Source organism: Methanomassiliicoccales archaeon, from assembly GCA_026394375.1.
Classification (GTDB): Archaea; Thermoplasmatota; Thermoplasmata; order Methanomassiliicoccales; family UBA472; genus JAJRAL01.
This window is the reverse complement of the sequence record JAPKYJ010000004.1, coordinates 20,487-41,616: the sequence shown is the minus strand read 5'-3', so window position 1 is coordinate 41,616 and position 21,130 is coordinate 20,487. Positions and strand designations below refer to the sequence as shown.

Sequence of the window (21,130 nt, the reverse complement as noted above, 5' to 3'; positions counted from 1 at the left end):
AAATGAGGGCCACCTTCGTGAACTGCCTCATCGAGCGCGCTCGCAAGGACGAGCGGATCTTCCTCATTACGCCCGATATGGGATTCTCTGTCCTTGAGAAGTTCAGAGATGAGTTCCCTGACCGCTTCCTGAACGTCGGGGTCGCGGAGCAAAACGCTATCGGCATTGCGGCCGGTCTCGCATTGACTGGAAAAGTAGTCTATGTTTACAGCATCATCCCGTTCCTGACCATGAGGTGCTACGAGCACATACGACTGGATGTAGCGTACATGAACCTGAACGTGAGGCTGGTGGGTGTCGGGGCCGGCCTGACCTATGGCCCTTCTGGTCCGACCCATCATTCCATCGAGGACATTGCCATCATGCGTGCCCTTCCCAACATGACAGTGTGTTGCCCAGGCGATCCCATCGAGGTCAGGGAGCTGATCAATCATAGCTTCGATCTTGAAGGGCCGATTTATTTCCGCTTGGGCAAGAGTGGCGAGAAGACCGTTCATCCTGAGGGGACGAAGATCAGGATCGGCGAGGCCATTGAAGTTCGAGATGGAAAAGATCTATGCTTGATAACGACCAGCAACACCCTGGCTTGGGCGGTGGAGCTCTCTCAAGCCCTCGCGAAGAAGGGCGTCGCGACCGGTGTCATCTCGATGCCGACCATCAAACCCTTAGACGCTAAGGCAATAACTAGCATTGTGGAGAAGGGGACGCCGATCGTGACTCTTGAGGAACATAATATCATCGGAGGACTGGGATCGGCCGTGGCGGAAGTGATCGCAGAGCATGGACAAAGAACGCGATTCATGAGGAAGGGTATCCCCGACCGGTTCGTCAGCCAGATAGGTGACCAGGCGTACCTGAGAAAGGTTTTGCACATCGCCGATGTGGATGAGCTTGTTCGGTTCGCACAGGGAACATAGCATTATCGTGGCATTCGTTCCAGAAGTCGAAAACTTAAGGCGCAGGACTGCGACCTGCTTTCGACCGATGTAGTCATGGACTGGATTAGCCTGGTCTACGACGGCGATGAGCCGAGGCTGGCGTTCGGGAGCAAACTGGACGAGCAGTTCCCTTGAGGGCGCCAGCCAGCTACCCAAGAAAGGGCGAGGGTGCATGCAGAAACGCTTATGCATAACCCAGCCGATTGCACTGGATAATGGCCACCGGTGAGAGGTCGCCCCTCGACATCTCGGTATTCATCCTCTCCTATAACAGAGCGGAGTACTTGCGAGAGGCCCTGCTGGCCGTTCTGAGACAGGACCGTGGACCCTCAGAGGTGGTCGTCCTGGACAACGGCAGCCAGCCAATGGTCAAGGAGAAGGTCCACGACCTTCTGGAACGCCCGGTACGATGGGAAGGGGCCGAGACCACCCATTCCCCTTTCTGGAACATTTACCGAGCCTTCGCCCTCGCCAAAGGCAAGTACCTGGCTATTCTGCATGACGATGACCGCATCTGTCCCACTTTCATCCGGGAGCAGTGCGATTTCCTGGAGCGACACCCGGAAGCGGTGGCGGTGGGCTGCAATGCTCTGCTCATCGACGAGCGAGGCGAAAGGAAAGGGACCATGCTCAAGAATGGTAGCGAGGCGGAGCAGCTTTTCCGGTCAGGCGCCCAGATGGCGCTACAATACACGAAGTCCTCGAATCCGCCATTCCCTTCCTACGTGTACCGGAACGGCTTCCCGCAGAGAGTCCGATTCAAAGAGGAATTCGGCAAGGTCGCGGATTGTCCGTTCATCTGCGAGCTGGCCGAGCTCGGCCCTGTGGGTTTTCTGAATCGTCCGCTGATGGAGTATCGGGTTCATGCAGGACAGGACTCAGTCACCTACCCGGAGGACAGCCTTCGAGCCCGTGATAGGATGCTTGTGGAGATGGGCACCAAGGATGCGGCGGTCCGTCGGGAGATCCTTTCGAAGATCTCGAAGGATCAAACGATCCGTGCATTCGAGACCTGGAGGAGAGAGGTCTTGACCGAAAAGAGATACGGTGCTATGTTCCGGGTGGCCTGCAACGTGAGGCCGGAGTACTTTTCGCTCTCTGGTGGGCTGTATGCCATTAAATCGATGCTCGTGGAAAGGATCTATTCGAGGACCTCATAGAACAGCGTGAGAGCAGAGTATAAGAGCGGAGAACCACTGTTCCAGTCCGCTGCCCCAGGAACGAAACGCTATGGTCCTCGTAAGCGTGATCATCCCCACCTACAACCGGGAGAAGACGGTAGGCAATGCCATTGACAGCGTGCTTTGCCAGACATTCGAAGATTTCGAGCTGATCGTGGTCGATGATGGCTCGACCGATGGCACGGAGAGGATCGTGCGGTCCTACGCCGACCCCAGAGTGAGGTTCCTCAGAGCCTACGAAGGGAACCGTGGACCTGCGGCAGCGAGGAACTCAGGGATCGAAGCCTCCCTAGGACGGTACATCGCCTTCCAGGACTCCGACGATGAATGGGTCCCGGAGAAACTAGCCATCCAGATCGAGACCATGCGAAAAGCCTCTGACCAGATGGGAGTGGTCTATGGCACCATCCTGCGCAAGTTAGGCGATTCTGAGGAACGACTGCCCCGCGAGAACGCCAAGAAGAGCGGGCGGGTGCTGGATTCTCTCCTCGAAGGCAACCTGGTGGGGACCCCGGTGGCCATGGTGAAGAGCGAACTCCTAAGAAAGGTGGGCGGTTTCGATACTTCCCTGAAGAGCATCGAGGATTGGGACCTCTTCCTTCGGCTTTCGGAGGTCTGCGATTTCGAGTTCATCGATCGAGTGCTCTGCGTTTCGACCGAGCTTCGGGATAGCGTGAACGCCAACCGCGATCGTTGGATAGATAGTCTGGCGAAGTTCCTGGAGAAGCATAAGGCGCTCTATGCTAGGAACAGGAGAGCGCTCATGGGCTTCTACTTGGAGATAGGAAGGGTCCGTCTGAAAATGGGCGAAGGACGAAAAGGAAAGGCATTCGTGAAGAAGGCGTTCCGCGCCTATCCCTGGAGCGCCTCCCCATTCTTCCTTAGGCTGGCAAGCCTTTTCGGCGTGGGGGCATTAGGCAAAGCCTCGAATCTTGTGGCGAAGGTGGAAGGGAGACCTGTCCGGTAGCTTCTGAAGAGTGGCGTGGCTGGGAAGAGGAAAGCAAGAAAGAAGGATGAGGGAAATGGAAAAGGGTTCGCGGCTTCCTCTTGCGCAGCACGCACAGTACGCCGAACGTCCAACGACCTCTTGCCGCCGGAATTGAAGAATTGTTGCGAGGGGCGAGCTCAAGAACCTCTCCATGCAGGGTTCAGGGGATGAGACTCCTAGACTCCGGTGGTCCAGTCATCCCGTGGGCATCGCTCGGTCCCTTCGCGCCGACAGCGATGCGCTCTCCCAGCTAACATGAACGTATTCCGCCGCTCAAGAGCGCGCGACGATCCGGTCCTTCCAACCTCATCCTTCTCCCTAGATCCGCTTGTATCATTGGTCCTCAACTCCCACCTGGCGAACTCCGAGTTCCGTGAGCTCTCATCCATCATCCTTACCTGCAGCAATGCGTGCGATATCATGTTCATCGACTTCTAGAGGGCCGAGGTGAGACGTGTCGTTTCTGCCGCCCTAGGGCGGTTCGCAAACACCATTTTTCAAATTATGACATTGAGCCTGGCATTGAAATGCAGCCGCCGTAGGGCGGGACAACTAATAATATCCCTCCGCGCCATCACATTCGCATGCCTCTGTATGACGCGAGGATCCAAGTGGTCCACGACTGCCCCTACAGCATCCTGACCCGGAAGTACCCGGAGGCCACCATCGCCATGTGGTGCAACATGCACTCGCACGTGTTCGAGCTGAGCGCCCCCTCCGAAGAGGTGCTGAAGCTGGTGGAGAGGGAGCTAGGCAACCTTGGGACCAAGCAGGTTACGGTCCGAGAAGGCAGCCTCCTGAGCATGATCACCAAGGACTGCGACTGCAAGCCAGGCGTGGGGAGCATCATCGAAGAGGAGGGGCTGTGGCACGAGGAACCGGTGGTGTACCGAGGAGGTTGGGAGAACTACCACGTCCTAGGACATGAGCGAGAAGCGTTCGGACGCATGGTCAAGCGGATCGAACGCGAGGGAGGAACGGTGAACCTGCAATCGCTTAGGCCGCTTCGACTTCGCGGGGTGGCGAAGGACATGATACTGACTACCTCCACGATGTTCGCCGGGCTCACGGACAAGCAAATAGAGGTGCTCGCATTGGCGAGCGCCCTTGGATATTTCGACCGGCCGGCCAAGGTGGGGCTGGACGAGCTCGCGCGGCGCTCGGGGCTCTCACGATCTACATACGCAGAGCATCTGCGCAAGGCGGAAGGAAAGCTGCTCGACAACCTCTGTCCCCTGATCCAAATGGCGGCGAACAGCGACGCCTGCCGCGGGTGAGCATTCCTCACTGCAATTTCTTGACCAGCCAGGCGATGTTCTGCCCGAGATTGCGCATGGTCTTCACTCCCTCGATGTCCTGCTCGATGTCGCCGGGTTTCTGGGCCGTGACCACGTTCCAGTAGCTTGCACCGGGGATTATCCATTCCCCGATGAGGAAGAAGTGGTTGATCTCGTCGAAGGTGTTCAACGAGCCGGCCCTTCGATGCACGGCCACCGCCGCTCCCACTTTGTGCCTGAAAAGGCCGCCGTTCGCTCGGGTCACATACCCCACGCGATCGATGAAGGCCTTGGTCTGGGCGCTCAGCCCTCCGAAGTAGGTGGGCGAGCCGATGATGACGGCCTCGGCCCCTTTGATCATCTGGATGTATTCGTTCACCGGGTCGTCCTTGATGATGCACCTTTCGTTCTTTTTCTTGCCGCACGTTCCGCAGGCTTTGCAGGGTGAGATATCTTCGCCGCCCATCTGCACCAGTTCGACCTCGATGCCCTTCTTCTCGATCTCCTCCAGCACGATCTCCAGCGCGCGGTGCGTGTTGCCGTTCGCCCGCGGACTGCCGTTGAACGCGATGACCTTCATCCAGTTGTCTCCTTGGAGAATGGGATTCTCTCTGAGCTCTAATAAAAGGCGTGGAGCCGCTTAGCTCAATTATTGCTCTCTCTGCACAATGTTGTTCAATAATGATTATATATGTTCATCATATACCGGGAAAGTACATGTCACTCAATCGACGAATGGTCAATTTCGAAGAGATCGGCGCCGCCCTCCCCCCGCTCCACCTTTATCGACGATTGGCACCTGAGTTCGACTGCTCTTTCATGCTGGAGAGCGCGGTCGGCGACCAGCGCACGGTCGCCTACTCCTTCCTCGGCTTCGGCCCGGAGAGCGTACTGGCGTGTCGCGATGGTGAGGTTCGGGGAGGCGAGTCGGACGACCATCTCCGTGCCATTCCATTGGAGTTCCTCCGGGAGACCATCAGGAGGAATTCGGTCGCCTCCTCGCCCTTCCCCTTCGCTGGAGGGCTGGTCGGATACTTCTCATACGAGTTCGCTTCCCAGGCCGAGCCCTCCTTCCCTTCGTACGCTCGCTCCTCGTTCCCCGATTTCGAGCTGGGGCTCTACAAGGAGGGCGTGATCTACGACCACTCGAGCTTCCGCTGCTACTATTTCCACATGGAAGGGAAGGGCGAATTGTTCGAAATGCTCCTCAACCCTCCCTCCCGTTCGGAAAGGGACCTTCACGTGGGCCCGATGCGACCCTCCACTGAACAGGAAGGGTTCGAGGCTTCGGTCCGGGACGCCAAGCTGCGCATCCGCGACGGCGAGGTGTTCCAGGTCGTACTCTCCCGGTCCCTCAGCGCACGTTTCGACGGGGACCCGCTACGTCTCTACGAGCAGCTGAGGACCTCGAACCCCTCCCCCTACATGTTCTACTTGGACTTCGGCGAGCGCAAGGTACTCGGCTCCAGCCCCGAGACGCTTCTCACCGTCAGGGGAAGGGAGGCGACCACCTTCCCCATCGCCGGGACGCGTTCGGTCGGAAACGGACCGAAGGAGCACCGGAGACTGCGAGAAGAGATGCTCACGGACGAGAAGGAGCGTGCGGAACACTGCATGCTGGTCGATCTCGCACGCAACGATCTGGGCAAGGTGTCCGAGTTCGGCTCCGTCCACGTGCCAGAGTACATGTCCGTGGCGAGCTACAGCCACGTGCAGCACCTTGTGTCGAAGGTGAGCTCGACCCTCGCCCCGAAGATGGATTCAATCGCCGCCCTGGCAGCGGTCTTCCCCGCCGGGACGGTCTCGGGCGCTCCGAAGCCGAGGGCGATGCGGATCATCTCCGAGCTTGAAGGCCGGCCGCGCGGCGCCTATGCCGGCGGCGTGGGCTACCTCTCATTCACCGGCGACCTGGATTCCGCGATCACCATCCGCTCCGCGTTCGTAAACCGTGACATCATCACGTTCCAGGCCGGCGCGGGCATCGTCTCGGACTCCGACCCGGCGAAGGAGTTCGTGGAGACGGAGCACAAGCTCGGCGCGCTCCAGGCGGCTCTTCAACGGCTGCGCGCCTCGACGCAGAAGGAGGAGGTGGCGGCATGAAGGTCGTTCTCATCGACAACTACGACTCCTTCGCGTACAACCTGTACCAAGCGCTGGGCGAGCTGGGGACCGAGGTGACGGTGGCCCGCAACGACGCCATATCGGTGGAGGACCTGGAGCGCCAGCGGCCGGACGCCATCGTCATATCGCCCGGACCGGGCCATCCCGCCAATCCCGGCGATTTCGGCGTCTGCCGGGAGATCCTCACCACGCTGTCCCAGCACACCCCGACGCTGGCCGTCTGCCTGGGCCACCAGGGCTTCGCCCTCGCCTACGGCGGAAAGGTCGCACACGCCAGACGCATCGTGCACGGCAAGACCTCGCTCATCCACCACGACTCGCTCGGCATCTACCAGGGAATCGAGAACCCTTTCGTGGCCGGGCGGTACCACTCGCTGATAGTCACCGAAGTCCCACCGGAGATCACGGTCTCGGCGAAGAGCGACGAAGGCGAGATCATGGGCATCCGCCATTCGCGCTATCCTATCGAAGGCGTGCAGTTTCATCCGGAATCGATCCTCACGCCCAAGGGAGGCGTGCTGCTTAGCAACTTCCTCGCGGAGGCGAGAAGATGAGCGCTTCGGCCATCCGCTCACCTTCGGGCACGACCGAACGCCGAAGCATGAGACGCTTCGCCCAGGAGGTCGTGAAGGGGAGCGCATCGCACGATCAGGTGGTCGAGGTACTCCGCTCCCTGGACCGGTCCGGATACGGAGCGAGAGACGTGCTGGACCTGGCCATGGTGTTCCGCGAAGCCACCGTCCCAGTGTACGCACGTCACCCCGCCGTTGCCGACCTCTGCGGCACCGGAGGAGGGAGCGCGAGGACGTTCAACATCTCCACCGCCGCCTCGTTCGTGGTCGCGGGCGCGGACGTGCCAGTGGCGAAACACGGCAACCGCTCCAACGCCGGCCGTTCGGGCAGCGCGGACGTCATGGAGGCTTTGGGCGCGGTCCTGCCCCTCACCCCCCGCACCGCCGGGGCGATCCTCGACGATCTCGGCGTCTCCTTCTTCTTCGCCCGGGCTTTCAACCCAGCAATGCGGAACGCGGCCTCCGCCCGGAAGGCGATGCGGGGCAAGACCATCTTCAACGTCCTCGGTCCCTTGCTCAATCCCGTCCAGGGGCGGAAGCGGCAGCTGATCGGTGTCTACGATCCGGAATTGCTGGACCTCCTCCCTCCGGTCCTGGCACCCCTGAACATCGAGCGATGCCTGCTGGTCCACGGCGATCCGGGCATGGACGAGGTCTCAGTACTCGGTCCGACGCGGGTGGCGCTGGTCCAGAACGGATCGCTGGAACGCTTTGACTTCGATCCCGGCACGCTTGGGTTGAGAACTGCCTCGCCCGAGGACATCGCCGACCGGCCGGCGAAGGAGTCGGCGCTCCTCATCCGTCGCGTCCTCGAAGGCGAGGAGAACGGCGCACCGAGGGACGCGGTGCTGCTCAACGCCGCCTTCGGTCTGGTGGCGTTCGGCCGCTGCAACGACCTCGCTCACGCTTTCCGTGTGACCGAGCACGCGCTCGATTCGCGTCAGGCGCTGCGCAAGCTGGATGCCTTCGTGACACGGAGCAGGGAGGACGGAGCATGACCGACACCTTGACCCAGCTGGTGGAGAACGCCCTCGACCTGGTAGACTGCTGCTACTACTCTGCCTTTCCACGCAGGCCAGGCAAAGGCATGCCTTCCCTGGTGGGGGCGCTCTCCCGGAGCGTCGCCTTCCCGATCATCGCCGAGGTGAAGACCTCGGCCCCGATCAGAGGGCGCGTCTCCGAGCACAAGCCACTGGACCTCATCGCCTGCTACCACCGGGGAAGCGCGGCAGCGCTCTCGGTGCTGACGGAACCTATCTTCTTCGGAGGGAGCCTTGACGCGCTCAGATTCGCCGCGGACGGCCGCACACCGGTCCTGATGAAGGATGTTGTGGTTTCTCCAGAGCAAGTGCTGGCCGGAGCCAGTCGAGGGGCATCGGCGGTGCTGCTCATCGAGGGTGCGCTGTCGCATCCCCTGGCGCGCGCCCGGGCGGACGTCCTCATCGACCTGGCACATCGCGAGGGAATGGAGGTGGTGCTCGAGGCCTCTACGGAGGCGGAGCTACTCGTGGCCATGGAGCGCGACGCGGACGTCATCGGCATCAATCAGAGGGACCTGAGCACGATGCGGCTCGACGGCGAGCTGGCGTCGGACCTGCTGAAACGCTTCAGACCGAGCTGCGCCAAGCCCATGATCGTCATGAGCGGGATCGCTTCGAAGGATCAGCTCGTCCACCTGCGGGATCTCGGAGCGGACGGGGCCCTGGTCGGCACGCATCTTGCTTCCTCGAGCGACCCTGAGCTGGCGCTTCGGGCGTTGGAGGTGTCGCGATGACCCTGGTCAAGATATGCGGTTTGATGCGCGAGGAGGACGTTGACGCGAGCCAGGGGGCGGACTTCCAGGGCCTCGTGGTCGCCTCCGGCTCGCGCAGGAGCCTCATGGCGGAGAGGGCGAGGGAGCTGATGGCGTCCGCCCGCGGTAGGACGGTGCTCGTCTCATCGACCAGCGACCTCGCCCTTCTGGCCAGACTCGCCTTGTATCTGAGGCCGGACGTGGTCCAGGCGCACTATCCCTTCTCGCCCAAGGAACTGAGCGCTCTGGCCGAGGCCGTGCCGGTGGCCGTGTGGGCCCTCGTGCCCATGGGCACAGGATCGGAGATGGCCCGGGCGCGCTCCCTGCTCCCCGCCGCTTCCGCCCTGGTCCTGGACACCGCTGCGGGATCGCCGGGCGGGAACGGGGTGCCTCACGATTGGAGCCTCAGCCGTACGGTGAGGGACGCCTGCCACCCCTGTCCCGTGGTGCTGGCCGGCGGTCTTTCGCCCTCTAACGTGGAGGAGGGCATCTCAAGGGTGCGGCCGTACGTCGTGGACGTGTCCAGCGGGGTCGAGAGCGGAGGCAGGAAGGACCCCGAGCGCATCCGTGATTTCATCTCCAAGGCGCAGGGGGCGGTGCCATGAGCCAGAATGCCCGGTTCGGCGAGTTCGGCGGCCAATACGTTCCGGAGGTGCTCATGACCGCTCTGGAGGAGCTGGAGCGGAGCTACCGTGAATGCCGGAGCGATCCCGGGTTCGCGAGCGAGCTTGCCTGGTACAACCGCCACTACGGCGGGCGACCGACGCCCCTCTACTTCGCCCACAACCTGACCAGGAAGCTGGGAGGGGCGAGGGTGTACCTGAAGCGGGAGGACCTATGCCATGGTGGCGCCCACAAGTTCAACAACGTCATCGGCCAGGGGCTGCTGTGCAAGCGCATGGGCAAGAAGCGGGTGATCGCCGAGACGGGGGCGGGGCAGCACGGGGTAGCGACCGCCATGATCGCCGCCGTGCTCGGACTGGAGGCGGTGATCTACATGGGCGAGGAGGACACCAGGCGGCAGAGGATGAACGTGGAGCGGATGAAGCTCCTGGGGGCGGAGGTGAAGCCGGTGAGGAGCGGCTCCAGGACCCTGAAGGACGCCATCAACGAGGCGATGAGGGACTGGGCGGCGTCGGTCGTCGACACCTACTACCTGTTCGGGACGGCCGCCGGACCGCATCCCTATCCGACCATGGTGCGCGATTTCCAGAGCGTGATCGGGGCAGAGGTGAGGACGCAGGCTCTGGAACAAGAGGGCAAGCTCCCGGACCTGCTGGTCGCTTGCGTGGGTGGAGGCAGCAACGCCATCGGCACCTTCTATCCCTTCATCTCGGACCAGGGCGTGCGCTTCCTCGGTGCGGAGGCGGCGGGCTGCGGCCTGAGCAGCGGCAGGCATTCGGCCAGCTTGAGCGCAGGGAAGGTGGGCGTGCTCCATGGGGCCAAGACCTATCTGCTGCAGGACCGGGACGGCATGATCAACGAGACGCACAGCATCGCCGCCGGGCTCGACTACCCCGGCGTCGGACCGGAACATTCCTGGCTGAAGGACACGGGTCGGGCGGAGTACGTGGGCGTGACGGATGAGGAGGCCCTTGACGCCTTCCGCATGCTTTCCCGCACCGAAGGCATCATCCCGGCGCTGGAGAGCGCGCACGCCATCCATGCAGGCGCGCGAAGGGCCGCCTCGATGGGCGAGGACGAGATGGTCGTGATCACGGTCTCCGGCAGGGGCGACAAGGACCTGGGAACGGTCCTGCTCGGCGAGGGGGGATCCTCCTGAGCCGGTTGAAGGCGTCCTTCGACCGAACGAAGGCGAGGGGGGAAGGCGCTTTGATCTGCTACCTCACCGCCGGTCTCCCGGACGAGGAGGGGTTCCTGGCGCACTGCCGGTCCGCGGTGGAGGGGGGCGCGGATGTGCTCGAGGTGGGCGTTCCCTTCTCCGACCCGGTGGCCGACGGGGCGGTCATCCAGATGGCGTCGGCTCGAGCTCTTGCCTCCGGCGTCCGGCCGGCCAAGGTCTTCGAGCTCGTGCGCCAGATGGGAGATCTGGATGTCCCGATCGTGCTCATGGGATACTACAATCCCATCTTTGTCATGGGCGAGAAGGACTTCGTTTCCCAGGCGAAGAGCGCGAAGGCGGACGGCCTGATAGTGGCCGACCTGCCGATGCAGGAGAGCGAGAGCTTGGGCCATGCCTGTCGGGAAGAGGGATTGGACCTGGTGCAGATCGCCGGGCCGACCACCAGCGAGGTGAGGATGCGCTCCATCGCCGACCGATCGTCCGGCTTCCTCTACTTGGTCAGCTCGCTGGGCACCACCGGCGCGAGGGACTCCCTGCCGATCGGCCTGCACGACCTGGTGAGGACGGCCAAGCGGGCGGCGGACCGCCTCCCCGTCGCTGTGGGCTTCGGCATTTCCCGCCCGGAGCAGGTACATCAGGTCATCGAATGCGGAGCGGACGGAGCGATCGTGGGCAGCGCCCTCCTGGCGAAGCTGCTCGAGGGAGCGACACCGGATGAGACGAGGACATTCGTAAGGGAGTTGAAGAGCGGGACTCGTTGACGATGCGAACGCCTCTAATAGCAGTCTGCAGTCTCCAGTGTCGGTAAGGTGGGAGGGGTAGCTCCGTGGCGGTCAAGGTCAAGATCTGCGGCTTGACGAGCCATTGGGACGTGGAGGCGGTGAGGCTCGCCGACTGCTGCGGCTTCATCGTCGAGTCCCGCTCCCCCCGCGACCTCATCCCCAACTGCGCCGAGGACCTGATGTCCGCCTTGCAGATCAACGACCTCATGGCTCTTAGGGGCAGAGCGCCCTTGGTTCCGTCCTTGAGTCAAAGCTTCATGTCTTGTGCAAAGGTATGCGCAGCCCGAAGCCCTCATCCAAGTGCTGGAGCCTTCTTCTCACCAGCTGCTTCAGATCCACGTCCACCAGCAGAAGGGAGTCCACGCCCTCGCTCGCCGCGCGCACGCAGTTCTCCAAGGCGTTGAAGTGGTAGTCGACGGGCAGCGAGGAATCGTGCGCCAACCTTCGAGCTCTAGTCCCATACACTCCCGAACGGCCGGAGCGCCAGTTGCGCAGCGCCTCTGCCGCCGCCCTCGCCTTCGGCTCGCTGCCGTCCACCTCCACCAAGGTGATCCCTCCGACGACCACTTTAGAGGGTGCGAGCTTCTGAAGCACCTCCTCCAGGTCGCGCGGCGTTGCCCCTCCCGCAACCGGGATCCTGCCTTTCAGCCGGAGGTTCATGTCGTAGAGCGTCGGTCGGACCAATCCGAGGGAGTGCACCTTCCTCTCGTCCAGAAAGAAATCCTCTGGCAGACCGGAGAACTCCAGCCGACCCTGGTGCAGGATCTGGACCTCGTCCGCCCATTCGTAAGCGGTTTCGACGTCGTGCGTGGACATGATCACGGTTAGCCCTTTCTGGTTCAGCTCGTCCGCCAATTCCAGCAGTTCGTGCACCATGCGCGAATCGAGGCCGGCCGTCGGCTCGTCCATCATCAGCACCTTGGGCTTCATGGCCAAGGCGCCGGCGAGGGCGATGCGCTTCCTTTGTCCGAAGGACAGTTGCTGCGTAGGTCTCCCCCGCACATCCTCCAGGTCGACCAGGAAGAGAGCTTCATCCACTCTGCGCTCCACTTCCTCTTTGGAGAGGTTCAGATTCAGAGGGCCGAAGGCCACGTCCTCCTCCACCGTGGTGGAGAATATCTGGTCGTCGGGGTTCTGCAGCACCACCGCCACCTGCTCTCGGAGCTCGACCAGGGAGCGCTTGCCGTAGTCGACCTTACTGCCCGAGTAGTACACCTCGCCCTGCTTCGGCTTCAGGACGCCGTTGAAATGAAGGAAGAGGGTCGATTTCCCTGAACCGTTCGAACCCAGGACGACGGTCTTCTTGCCGGCGGGGATGCTCAAGCTGATCTCTCGCAGTGCCACCGTCCCGTTCGGATAGGCGTATGTCAGGCCCCTCGTTTCCAGGATCGGCTCGACCAGCTCACCACCATCCGTTCAAAGGCCAGTTGACCACGACATGGTTCAGAAGATAGAGCGAGAGGAAAGCGACCAAAGGCAAGAGCGTCCAGAAGGCGGTCATCCTGGCGGGGGGGCGGAAGGAGGGGAAATCGCCCTTGAAGTTGCGGCAATAGAGCGCTATCTGGGACCGGTCCGCCACCTCCAGAGAACGGATGAAAAGCCCCACGGCCAGCTTTCCGGTGGTACGGAGCTTGTTCCTGGTCCCCCTGAACCCGAGACGGCAATTGGCCGCGACGTACATCACCTCCAGCTGCTCGAAGAGGAGGAAGGAGTAGCGGTAGACGAGGATCACGAGCTCGATGATGTAGCGGGGGATGCGCATCTGCCTCAGGGCGCAAGCGAAATGAGGTATGGGGGTGGAGGTGGCGAAGAAGAGCATGACGCTCACGCCGGCCAGGGCGCGCAGGAAAACCATCATGGCCAGGTTCAAGCCTGCGTCAGTGATCCTAAGGGATATCCCTGCGAAGGTCGCGCTCCAGATCGTGGAGCCCTCGGCGGTGACCAAGGCGATGATCAGCGTCCCGAAGAGGAAGATGATCAGGGCATCCAACAAGGCCATCCTGATGACCTTGGGGAAGCGGAAGCGGGTGGAGCGGAAGAGCAGCGCCATGCCGACGACGAAAACGGCTAGCGGTACGATGGGCGAGGTGGCGACCAGCGAGACGATGAGCAACGCCACCGCTAGAAGGAACTTGCCCAGCGGCGGCCAGAAGCGCATGGGGGATGAATATGCCAGCTCATCGATGGCGAACAGACCTCATGCCTCCCGTGCCGCCAGCTTCGTTTTCCTCAGGTAGCGGAAGAAATAGAGGATGACGACGATGCCTATGATGGCCTGGAGGGCGAAAAGCAGCATCTCCACGCTCTTATCGGGAACGAAGAAGTTCTCGAACCAGGGCATATAGCCAGGGTCGATCTGCTGGATGATCTCGACGCCCTGATTGTCCGTTCCCAATAGGCCGACGGCGGCATTGGCCACCAATGCCACCCCCAATATCGCTACCAGTATGGCGGCGATCAGTCGGTTCTTGCTCCGATCCAGGCTTGGCCTCTTCTCCCTGACCACACCTTCGATCACCTCCGGCTTGCTCTCCGCCAGGAAGTTGAAGAAGAGGACCAGCAACACGCCCTCGAGGATGGCCAAAGGTATCTGCGTGATGGCAAAGACCAGGAAGAACGTCTGGAAGGAGGGCAGGAAGTTGCCGTTGGTCGGGTAGGCCAGGGCAAGCTGGAACGACGTGACGACATAGGTCATCAGATCGGCCGTAAAGGCCGCGGCGAAGACCGAGACCGACATGGATGCGCGCGCTTTCTGTAGGGTGCGATACACAAGGAACGCGAGCGCCGGCCCGGCGATGCCCATGGAGAAGATGTTCGCGCCCAGGGTGGTGATGCCGCCGTGTGCCAGCAGCAACGCCTGGAATATCAGGACGATGGTGCAAAGGAGCGACGTCACCCCTGGTCCGTAGAGCACCGTGGAAAGCCCGGTGCCGGTGGGGTGGGAGGAGGAGCCGGCCACGGAGGGCAGCTTGAGGGCGGAGAGCACGAACACGAACGCCCCCGAGACCGCCACCGTCAGCTTCTGCTCCGGCCGCTCTTCGAAGATCCGCTTGATCTTGAGCGCGCCGTAGACCACGAAGGGGATTGAGATTAGGAGCCAGAACAGCGCCCAGAGCGGAGGCAGGAAGCCCTCCATTATGTGCACTTGCCCTCACACTCCTTGCACACCCCGGACAGACGGAGCGACCACCGCTTCACCTGCAGACCGGTCTGCTTCTGCAGCTCCGAGTGGCGGATCTCATAGGGCACGCAGAACAGTCGCTTGCAAACCTCGCATTCGAAGGTGGCGTTGGCGAAGGGGTGCTTGATGAAGACCTGCGTCGAACCTTGCTGCGTCTCAGAGATCAGACCTTCCTTGACCAGCTTGTTCAGGTTCCTGTAGACCGTCCCCAGGGAGATGTTCGGAAGGCGCGTCCTTGCCTGGAAGTACACCTCGTCCGCAGCGATTGGCTCATCGCTTGAATACACGATATCGATGATGACCTTCAGCTGCCTCGTCCACCTTGAGGAGTTGCCGGGCATATCAGTAATGGTTATCATTTACATGATAATGAATCTTCCCAAGGCGCGGCTCGAACGAGATCATCGACCGGCAGCGATAAGACGATAATCACCAAGGTCCTTACGGTTGGAGGTAACATCCAACTCGGTGTCCGACGATGGATCATGCGAACAAAGTGAGAGAGGAGGTGGAGAAGGGCGTCATCGGCCCCGACGAGAAATGCGAGCACTACCCTTGCCATTTCCAGGGCCAGGACTGCAGTTTCTGCTATTGTCCGCTCTATCCTTGCCTCGACCCGGACCTGGGAAAGATGGTTATCAGTCGCAAGGGAAAGGAGGTCTGGAGCTGCCAGGGCTGCTACTACGTTCACAGGAATGATGTGGCCAAGGACCTGATGGCAGCCCTCGTTCTCGAAAGAAATGTGCCTCCGGACGATCCGACGGTCAGGAAGCTCAAGGCCGATCTGGAGAGCACGCATGCCAAGCGCGCCCAGGCGATCATGGTGCTCGGAGCAACCTCCGGGGCGGGGAAATCGCTCATCGCCGCCGCTCTGTGCCGCATCCTCTCCGACGGCGGATATCGAGTGGCGCCGTTCAAATCGCAGAACATGTCCCTCAATTCCTGCGTGACCAAGGGAGGCGAGGAGATAGCGCGCATCCAAGAGCTGCAAGCCAGGGCCGCAAGGGCTGAGCCCATCGCCGCCATGAACCCCATCCTCCTCAAGCCGAAAGGCAACGCCGTCTCGCAGGTCATAGTGAACGGTCGGCCCTATCAGGACATGGACGTGCAACTCTACTACGGAGAATTCGTCCTAGGAAAAGGGCTGGAGGTCATTCGCGCCGCGTACGAGGAACTGGCGAGGACCAACGATTTCGTGGTCATCGAAGGCGCTGGTTCGCCAGCGGAGATCAACCTCGGGGAGCGGGACATAGCGAACATGCGCACGGCCGAGATCGCGAACGCGGACTGCATCCTGGTCGTCAACATGGAATGGGGCGGGGCCTTCGCCTACGCCTATGGCACGCTCAAGCTCTTGCCGGAGGAGCGCAGGCGCCGCTTCAAAGGCATCATCCTCAACAACATGCACGGCGATGCGCAGTGCTTACGACCGGGCATAGAGGAGCTCGAGCGTAGACTGGGCATCCCCGTTCTGGGCGTGGTGCCGCACATCGACCTCACCATACCCATGGAGGACTCGATGACCATCGCCTCCCAATGCAGCGATGAGGAGCGGATACGGGTGGGCGTCGTCCGTTTGCCGCGCATCTCCAACTTCACCGATTTCGAAGCTCTGGCGATCGAGCCAGGGGTCTCCATCATATATGTGACGGAGCCGAGACAGCTCGAGCTGGTCGAGGCCATCATCTTGCCAGGGACGAAGAACACCATCGAGGACCTGGCCTGGCTCCGTGAAAGAGGGCTGATCCAGGCCATCAAGCAGCGCGGCGGAAGGACGCCCATCATCGGCATATGCGGCGGCTTCCAGATGCTTGGGACGAAGATCATCGACGCGACCGGCGTGGAAGGGGGCACCCCGCAGGAAGTGGAAGGCCTGGGGCTGCTGAGCTCGGTCACATATTTCGACGCCTACGACAAGCGCACCGTGCAGGTGGAAGGCGTGCTATTGGCCACCGGGGAAAGGATAAGGGGATACGAGATCCACATGGGCCGCACCGAGTCGTCGGAGAAGCCACTTCTGCGGGTGAGCGATGGAAAGAATGAGTATGAGGAGGGGGCTCAGTCCGCCGACGGCATGGTCATGGGCACCTACCTCCACGGAGCTTTCGATCTGCCGCCTTTTCGACGGCTGCTGGTGGAGAAGGCCAGAGCATCGCCGCGCTCTCTGGATACCGAGCTAGTCTACCAGGATGAGGTGGAGGAGAGCCTGCAGAAGCTGGCGCGGACGGTGGAGAAAGCGATCGACCTCAGCTCTGTCATCAGCGAACGGAGGGGGGGAATATGAGGACGAATCGCATCATGTTGCAGGGGACCTCCTCCGGCTGCGGCAAAAGCACGTTGGTCGCTTTGCTCTGTCGTCATTTTCGATCGCTGGGTCTCAAGGTCGCCCCGTTCAAAGCGCAGAACCTGTCGCTCAACAGCTTCGTGACCTCGGAAGGCAAGGAGATAGGGATCTCCCAGGCATTCCAGGCCTGGGCCGCCGGCATCGAACCGGAGGGCGCCATGAACCCCATCCTTCTCAAGCCTGGCGGGGAACAGGGCATCCAGGTCGTGCTCGAGGGGCGCCCGGTCTCGAACCTGAGGTCGGGGGAGGAACTGGACCGGGAGATGCTGCTGGAGGTCGTGTCCCGGTCGTTCGATGTGCTGGCAACCCACTTCGACCTCATCGTGATCGAAGGCGCGGGATCGCCGGCCGAGCTTAACCTGAGAGGAAGGGACATAGCGAACATGCGCACGGCCGAGATGCTTGATTCGCCGGTCGTCCTTGTCGGGGACATCGACCGGGGAGGTGTCTTCGCCGGCATCTATGGCACTCATCAGCTTCTGTCAGAGAAGGAGAGGGCGAGGATCAAAGGATACATCATCAATCGATTCCGAGGGGACGGGAGCATCCTTGGACCGGGCATATCCAGACTGAGCGAGCTGACCGGCGTCCCGTGTCTGGGAGTGATGCCGATGGTGGACCTGCATCTGCCGTCGGAGGACGCGCTCACCATCGATATGTCCAGGATCGCTTCTGCCGATGGCGATGCGCGGGAAGTGTGGAAACGGGACCTCGATGCGCTCCTCGTGGCCGGTCAAGAACATCTCGATCTAGACATGCTGCGAGGCATAGCTTTCTCGTAAGATCGAGCAACTTGTGCTATTTTCCAGGAGGTCGCGTAGCACGCGTCCTAGGAGGGTGTTACGACAAGAAATAAATACGCTGAGCCCTTTGGTAGCACGACCGAAACATTCGTGTTAAGGAGGAGGCCGAATGCACATTCCTGACGGGCTCATGTCCCCCGAGGTCTGGGGAATTGGACTGGTCCTGGTCCTGCCGTTCATCGCTTGGGCGGTCATCAAGGTCGACCGGACAATGGATGAGCGCGCCATGCCTCTCATGGCCATCCTGGCCGCAGGCATCTTCGTGGCCCAGATGCTCAACTTCCCCATCGGTGGCGGCACCACTGGCCACCTGATCGGAGCGGCCCTGGCGGTCGTGCTCCTCGGACTACCCTCGGCAATAGTGGTCATGACGGTGGTCCTCCTCATACAAGGACTGGTGTTCGGCGACGGTGGTCTGACCGCCCTCGGCCTCAACCTGCTCAATATGGCCGTGGTCGCCACCTTCACCGCCTGGGTGACGTTGAAGCTGGTTCCCGCCAAGAGACGGACTTTGGCGATCCCGTTGGCGGCCTGGATCTCGGTGTTCTGCGCCGCCTCCGCCTGCGCGCTCGAGCTCTCATTGTCCTATGCCCTGCATCCGGGCCAGTATGGCATCACCGCCTGGGTGGCCATCCCGGCGATGCTGACCACTCATGCCGTCATCGGCGTCGGTGAGGCCGTCATCACCAGCGGGGTGGTGATCTATCTGGCAAAGGTAGCCCCGGGGATCCTCAGACTGAACTTGGAAAGAAAGGATAGGACGGCGACAGAGGCTTCGGACGCAGGCAGCGAGGAACAGAAGGAGGTGCCCTCGTGAAGCGACCTAAGTACCTGGTCGGCATGATCGCCATACTTCTGGCCTTCGCGGTCGGGTTGGTGGGATTCTTCTTGGTCTCGGAAGGCTCGCCCGATGGCCTGGAGAGGATCATGGGCGACCACGGGGTGGAGGAAGGGGAGCCGGTGTACCACGCACCGCTGGACTATGGCTCCGACTATCTGTCGGCGCTGGCTGCGGGCATCCTTGGGTTCGCCCTGGTGCTGGTGGTGACGTTCGGCTATCTGAGAATCGTCCGCAGCAGAGGCACGCAGAACGCGAAGAAATGAGCCCGATCATGGTTGGTAGGGGGACCTGAAGCATGAGCCATCTGGACATCGATCAATATGCCAATCGGTCCAGCTTGGTCGGTTTCGATCCTCGTGTCAAGTTGGTCTGCTCGGTCTCGCTAGTGGTCGTCCTGGCGTTGCTCACCGCCCTCGTCCCATTGACCCTGGTGCTGCTCTTCGTGCTTGTGATGGTGGCGATGTCCCGCATCCCCCTGCGACACCTGGCCGGCAATTACGCTCTGGCGTTGGTGTTCATCGTATTCGCTTCCTTGACGATGCTCCTTACGTCTGGGCCTACCGCTGCGCTGGTCATGTTCATTCGCATCTCAGCCTCGGTCCTCGTCCTCCTGGTGCTGGTCACGACCACTCCTTTCTTCAAGATGCTGGAGGCCCTGCGGTCGCTTCACATGCCCCGGGTGCTCTCCACGCTGATGATGTTCACCTACCGCTTCATCTTCGTTCTGCTGGAGGAGATGGAGTGCATGCGGATGGCGCGGCGAGCCCGGGGCTTCAAAGGCGGACGCAGCCTCCTGGACCGGAGGGCGCTCGGCACCATCTCCGCCACCATCGGCATGGTGTTCGTGCGCTCCAACCAGCGGGCCACCAACATCTACGACGCGCTTCTCTCGCGCGGCTACTCCGGTCAAGTGCGCACCATGGGCAAGCTGAAGGTCAGGCCCCGGGACGCCGCCCTGGCGATGGCTTTCGTGAGCGTGGGCTCCCTCGCCGTTCTGATCCAAACCGAGGTGATACGCTGGACGCCGTGCTTCTGAAGAATGTCGGCTACACCTACGAGGACGGGCGATGCGCCCTAGAGGACATCAGCCTCAAGATCGCTCCCGGTGAGAAGGTGGCATTGGTCGGACCGAACGGCGCCGGCAAGAGCACCCTTCTGCACCTCCTCGCTGCCCTGTATCTTCCCTCCTCAGGCGAGGGACGGATCATGGGAGAGGGACTGGACAAGAAGAACGCCGCCAGAGCGCGCCAGCACACCGGATTGCTCTTCCAGGACCCGGACGATCAGATCTTCATGCCCACGGTGGAGGAGGACGTGGCCTTCGGGCCTATCAATCAGGGCTTGAGCGAGGATGAGGTCAGGGCCCGAGTGGCAGAGGGCATGCAGCTCACCGGCCTGGCCGGATTCGAGGAAAGGGTGCCCCATCATCTTAGCCTGGGAGAGAAGAAGAGGGTGGCAATGGCCGGGCTGTTGGCCATGTCCCCCGACATCCTGCTGTTGGACGAGCCTACATCGAACCTCGACCCCCAGGGGCGCAGAGATATCATCAACATCCTGCGGGGAAGGAAGGAGACGATCATCATCGCCACCCACGATCTGGGCACGGCCTTCGAGCTTGCCGAGCGGGTCATCGTGCTCAAGAAGCGCATCATCTTTGACGGTTCGTTCCGGGATCTCATCCTCAGGGAAGATACGCTGAAGGAGGCCAGGCTGGAGCTTCCGTCGTTCTCGAGACTGATGATGTCGTGGCGGACCTCGGAGGGAAAGGACTTCCCGCCCCCAATGACCGTAGAGGAGGCTCTCGAGGTTCTGAAGAGGAGGGACTAGGCCTCGAACTCACGCCCGAGGCTTCCTCAGCGCCACTTCGTACAGCTTCTTGACGAACGGAGGCGAGGTGTCGTCGAACTCCTTCATGTACATCAGTTCGTAGCCTTTCGCCAGGCGCTTGATCTTCTCCGGGTCGAAGAAGTGCACCACGAAGCCCATGGGGTTCTGGTACATGTCCTCTCCTTTGGAAACGAACTTGCGATAGTGCGGGTCGTGCTCGTTCCTCACCGAATAGAGGTTGATGCCACCAGGCCTGAGCACGCGCAAGCACTCCTCGAAAATGCTCTCCAGCTGATTCTCGCTCAGCTCCATGCAGAAGAACATGTGGCTGAAGATGGCGTCCACCGAGCCGTCCGCCAAGGGAATGCCCAGGCGCGCGTCGTGCACTTTCAGCGTGATCTGGTTCTGGACCTTCATGTCCTTGGCTCGTTCCTGCATCTGGCAGACGCCGGTCTCGGAATAGTCCAGGGCGATCACCTCCAGGCCGTTGCGCACGAAGAACCAGGTGTCCCGCCCCTGGCCGCAGCCGATCTCCAGTACATTCCTCACCTGCTCCCTGCGGAAGAGCTCGAGGGCGCTGACCCCCAGTTCGCTCGGCTCCGCTCCGAAGAAGTCCGTCTGCGCGTACGTGCTGTCCCAATGCTTCTGTTGGTCCTCTGGCAACTTACCACCCTGCATG

23 protein-coding genes are annotated in these 21,130 nt (G+C 61.6%); 17 read left to right on the top strand and 6 right to left on the bottom strand.

Annotation, left to right across the window (positions count from 1 at the left end; genetic code table 11):
• Nucleotides 1-2: 2 nt before the first annotated feature.
• The 4 genes from NT137_00815 (at nucleotide 3) to NT137_00800 (ending at nucleotide 4,384) form a co-directional block, all read left to right on the top strand.
• Complete coding sequence (locus tag NT137_00815; protein MCX6651886.1) at nucleotides 3-917, top strand: hypothetical protein; 915 nt, start codon at nucleotides 3-5, stop codon at nucleotides 915-917.
• 236 nt (nucleotides 918-1,153) lie between these two features.
• Nucleotides 1,154-2,098 carry a glycosyltransferase family A protein gene (locus NT137_00810; protein MCX6651885.1) on the top strand — a complete coding sequence of 315 codons (945 nt, stop codon included), beginning with the start codon at nucleotides 1,154-1,156 and terminating at the stop codon, nucleotides 2,096-2,098.
• A 70-nt stretch (nucleotides 2,099-2,168) separates the two neighbouring features.
• Nucleotides 2,169-3,086: a glycosyltransferase gene (locus NT137_00805; GenBank protein MCX6651884.1), complete on the top strand. Its 918-nt coding sequence runs from the start codon at nucleotides 2,169-2,171 to the stop codon at nucleotides 3,084-3,086.
• Nucleotides 3,087-3,691: 605 nt separating this feature from the next.
• The gene (locus tag NT137_00800) at nucleotides 3,692-4,384 is read left to right on the top strand and encodes a helix-turn-helix domain-containing protein (protein ID MCX6651883.1); all 693 of its coding nucleotides are present in this window, start codon (nucleotides 3,692-3,694) and stop codon (nucleotides 4,382-4,384) included.
• Between the two features lie 7 nt (nucleotides 4,385-4,391).
• On the opposite strand, the gene NT137_00795 is transcribed toward NT137_00800, so the two are convergent.
• Nucleotides 4,392-4,964 (bottom strand): flavodoxin family protein, encoded by a 573-nt coding sequence (locus NT137_00795; protein MCX6651882.1) that lies wholly within the window; start codon nucleotides 4,962-4,964, stop codon nucleotides 4,392-4,394.
• A gap of 155 nt (nucleotides 4,965-5,119) precedes the next feature.
• On the opposite strand from NT137_00795, the gene NT137_00790 reads away from it, so the two are divergent.
• The 7 genes from NT137_00790 to trpA are packed head-to-tail and all read left to right on the top strand — an operon-like array spanning nucleotide 5,120 to nucleotide 11,434.
• Complete coding sequence (locus tag NT137_00790) at nucleotides 5,120-6,484, top strand: anthranilate synthase component I family protein (GenBank protein ID MCX6651881.1); 1,365 nt, start codon at nucleotides 5,120-5,122, stop codon at nucleotides 6,482-6,484.
• Nucleotides 6,481-7,059, top strand: coding sequence for an aminodeoxychorismate/anthranilate synthase component II (locus NT137_00785; GenBank protein ID MCX6651880.1), 579 nt, complete (start codon nucleotides 6,481-6,483; stop codon nucleotides 7,057-7,059). Before NT137_00790 ends, NT137_00785 begins: the two co-directional genes overlap by 4 nt.
• On the top strand, nucleotides 7,056-8,075 hold the full coding sequence (trpD, locus tag NT137_00780; protein ID MCX6651879.1) for an anthranilate phosphoribosyltransferase: 1,020 nt from the start codon (nucleotides 7,056-7,058) through the stop codon (nucleotides 8,073-8,075). The genes NT137_00785 and trpD overlap by 4 nt, the downstream gene beginning before the upstream one ends.
• The gene (locus tag NT137_00775) at nucleotides 8,072-8,851 is read left to right on the top strand and encodes an indole-3-glycerol-phosphate synthase (protein ID MCX6651878.1); all 780 of its coding nucleotides are present in this window, start codon (nucleotides 8,072-8,074) and stop codon (nucleotides 8,849-8,851) included. The genes trpD and NT137_00775 overlap by 4 nt, the downstream gene beginning before the upstream one ends.
• Nucleotides 8,848-9,474 (top strand): phosphoribosylanthranilate isomerase, encoded by a 627-nt coding sequence (locus NT137_00770; GenBank protein MCX6651877.1) that lies wholly within the window; start codon nucleotides 8,848-8,850, stop codon nucleotides 9,472-9,474. Before NT137_00775 ends, NT137_00770 begins: the two co-directional genes overlap by 4 nt.
• Nucleotides 9,471-10,652, top strand: a complete 1,182-nt coding sequence (gene trpB / locus NT137_00765) for a tryptophan synthase subunit beta (GenBank protein ID MCX6651876.1) — start codon at nucleotides 9,471-9,473, stop codon at nucleotides 10,650-10,652. Before NT137_00770 ends, trpB begins: the two co-directional genes overlap by 4 nt.
• 5 nt (nucleotides 10,653-10,657) lie before the next feature.
• Nucleotides 10,658-11,434, top strand: coding sequence for a tryptophan synthase subunit alpha (gene trpA / locus NT137_00760; GenBank protein ID MCX6651875.1), 777 nt, complete (start codon nucleotides 10,658-10,660; stop codon nucleotides 11,432-11,434).
• A 276-nt stretch (nucleotides 11,435-11,710) separates the two neighbouring features.
• Here trpA and NT137_00755 read toward each other — a convergent pair whose 3' ends face one another.
• Genes NT137_00755 through NT137_00740 form a run of 4 tightly spaced genes read right to left on the bottom strand, consistent with a single transcriptional unit; the run spans nucleotide 11,711 to nucleotide 14,977 of the window.
• Nucleotides 11,711-12,826 (bottom strand): ATP-binding cassette domain-containing protein, encoded by a 1,116-nt coding sequence (locus tag NT137_00755; GenBank protein ID MCX6651874.1) that lies wholly within the window; start codon nucleotides 12,824-12,826, stop codon nucleotides 11,711-11,713.
• 31 nt (nucleotides 12,827-12,857) lie between these two features.
• A complete protein-coding gene (gene cbiQ, locus NT137_00750) occupies nucleotides 12,858-13,613 on the bottom strand; it encodes a cobalt ECF transporter T component CbiQ (protein MCX6651873.1) in 756 nt (251 codons plus the stop codon).
• 39 nt (nucleotides 13,614-13,652) lie between these two features.
• On the bottom strand, nucleotides 13,653-14,591 hold the full coding sequence (locus NT137_00745; GenBank protein ID MCX6651872.1) for an energy-coupling factor ABC transporter permease: 939 nt from the start codon (nucleotides 14,589-14,591) through the stop codon (nucleotides 13,653-13,655).
• Nucleotides 14,591-14,977 carry a transcriptional repressor gene (locus NT137_00740; GenBank protein ID MCX6651871.1) on the bottom strand — a complete coding sequence of 129 codons (387 nt, stop codon included), beginning with the start codon at nucleotides 14,975-14,977 and terminating at the stop codon, nucleotides 14,591-14,593. The genes NT137_00745 and NT137_00740 overlap by 1 nt, the downstream gene beginning before the upstream one ends.
• 137 nt (nucleotides 14,978-15,114) lie before the next feature.
• Here NT137_00740 and NT137_00735 point away from each other — a divergent pair, with 137 nt between their 5' ends.
• From NT137_00735 to NT137_00710, 6 genes are all read left to right on the top strand, one after another.
• Nucleotides 15,115-16,920, top strand: coding sequence for a cobyric acid synthase (locus tag NT137_00735; protein MCX6651870.1), 1,806 nt, complete (start codon nucleotides 15,115-15,117; stop codon nucleotides 16,918-16,920).
• Entirely contained in the window at nucleotides 16,917-17,762 is an 846-nt protein-coding gene (locus NT137_00730) for a cobyric acid synthase (protein ID MCX6651869.1), read from the top strand. Before NT137_00735 ends, NT137_00730 begins: the two co-directional genes overlap by 4 nt.
• A gap of 130 nt (nucleotides 17,763-17,892) precedes the next feature.
• A complete protein-coding gene (locus NT137_00725) occupies nucleotides 17,893-18,600 on the top strand; it encodes an energy-coupling factor ABC transporter permease (protein MCX6651868.1) in 708 nt (235 codons plus the stop codon).
• Entirely contained in the window at nucleotides 18,597-18,887 is a 291-nt protein-coding gene (locus tag NT137_00720; protein ID MCX6651867.1) for a hypothetical protein, read from the top strand. Before NT137_00725 ends, NT137_00720 begins: the two co-directional genes overlap by 4 nt.
• 32 nt (nucleotides 18,888-18,919) lie before the next feature.
• Nucleotides 18,920-19,660, top strand: a complete 741-nt coding sequence (gene cbiQ, locus NT137_00715) for a cobalt ECF transporter T component CbiQ (protein MCX6651866.1) — start codon at nucleotides 18,920-18,922, stop codon at nucleotides 19,658-19,660.
• Nucleotides 19,651-20,451 carry an ABC transporter ATP-binding protein gene (locus NT137_00710; protein ID MCX6651865.1) on the top strand — a complete coding sequence of 267 codons (801 nt, stop codon included), beginning with the start codon at nucleotides 19,651-19,653 and terminating at the stop codon, nucleotides 20,449-20,451. Before cbiQ (NT137_00715) ends, NT137_00710 begins: the two co-directional genes overlap by 10 nt.
• 9 nt (nucleotides 20,452-20,460) lie before the next feature.
• Here the strand turns inward: NT137_00710 and NT137_00705 are convergent, their stop codons facing one another.
• Nucleotides 20,461-21,129, bottom strand: coding sequence for a class I SAM-dependent methyltransferase (locus NT137_00705; protein MCX6651864.1), 669 nt, complete (start codon nucleotides 21,127-21,129; stop codon nucleotides 20,461-20,463).
• Nucleotide 21,130: the final 1 nt, after the last annotated feature.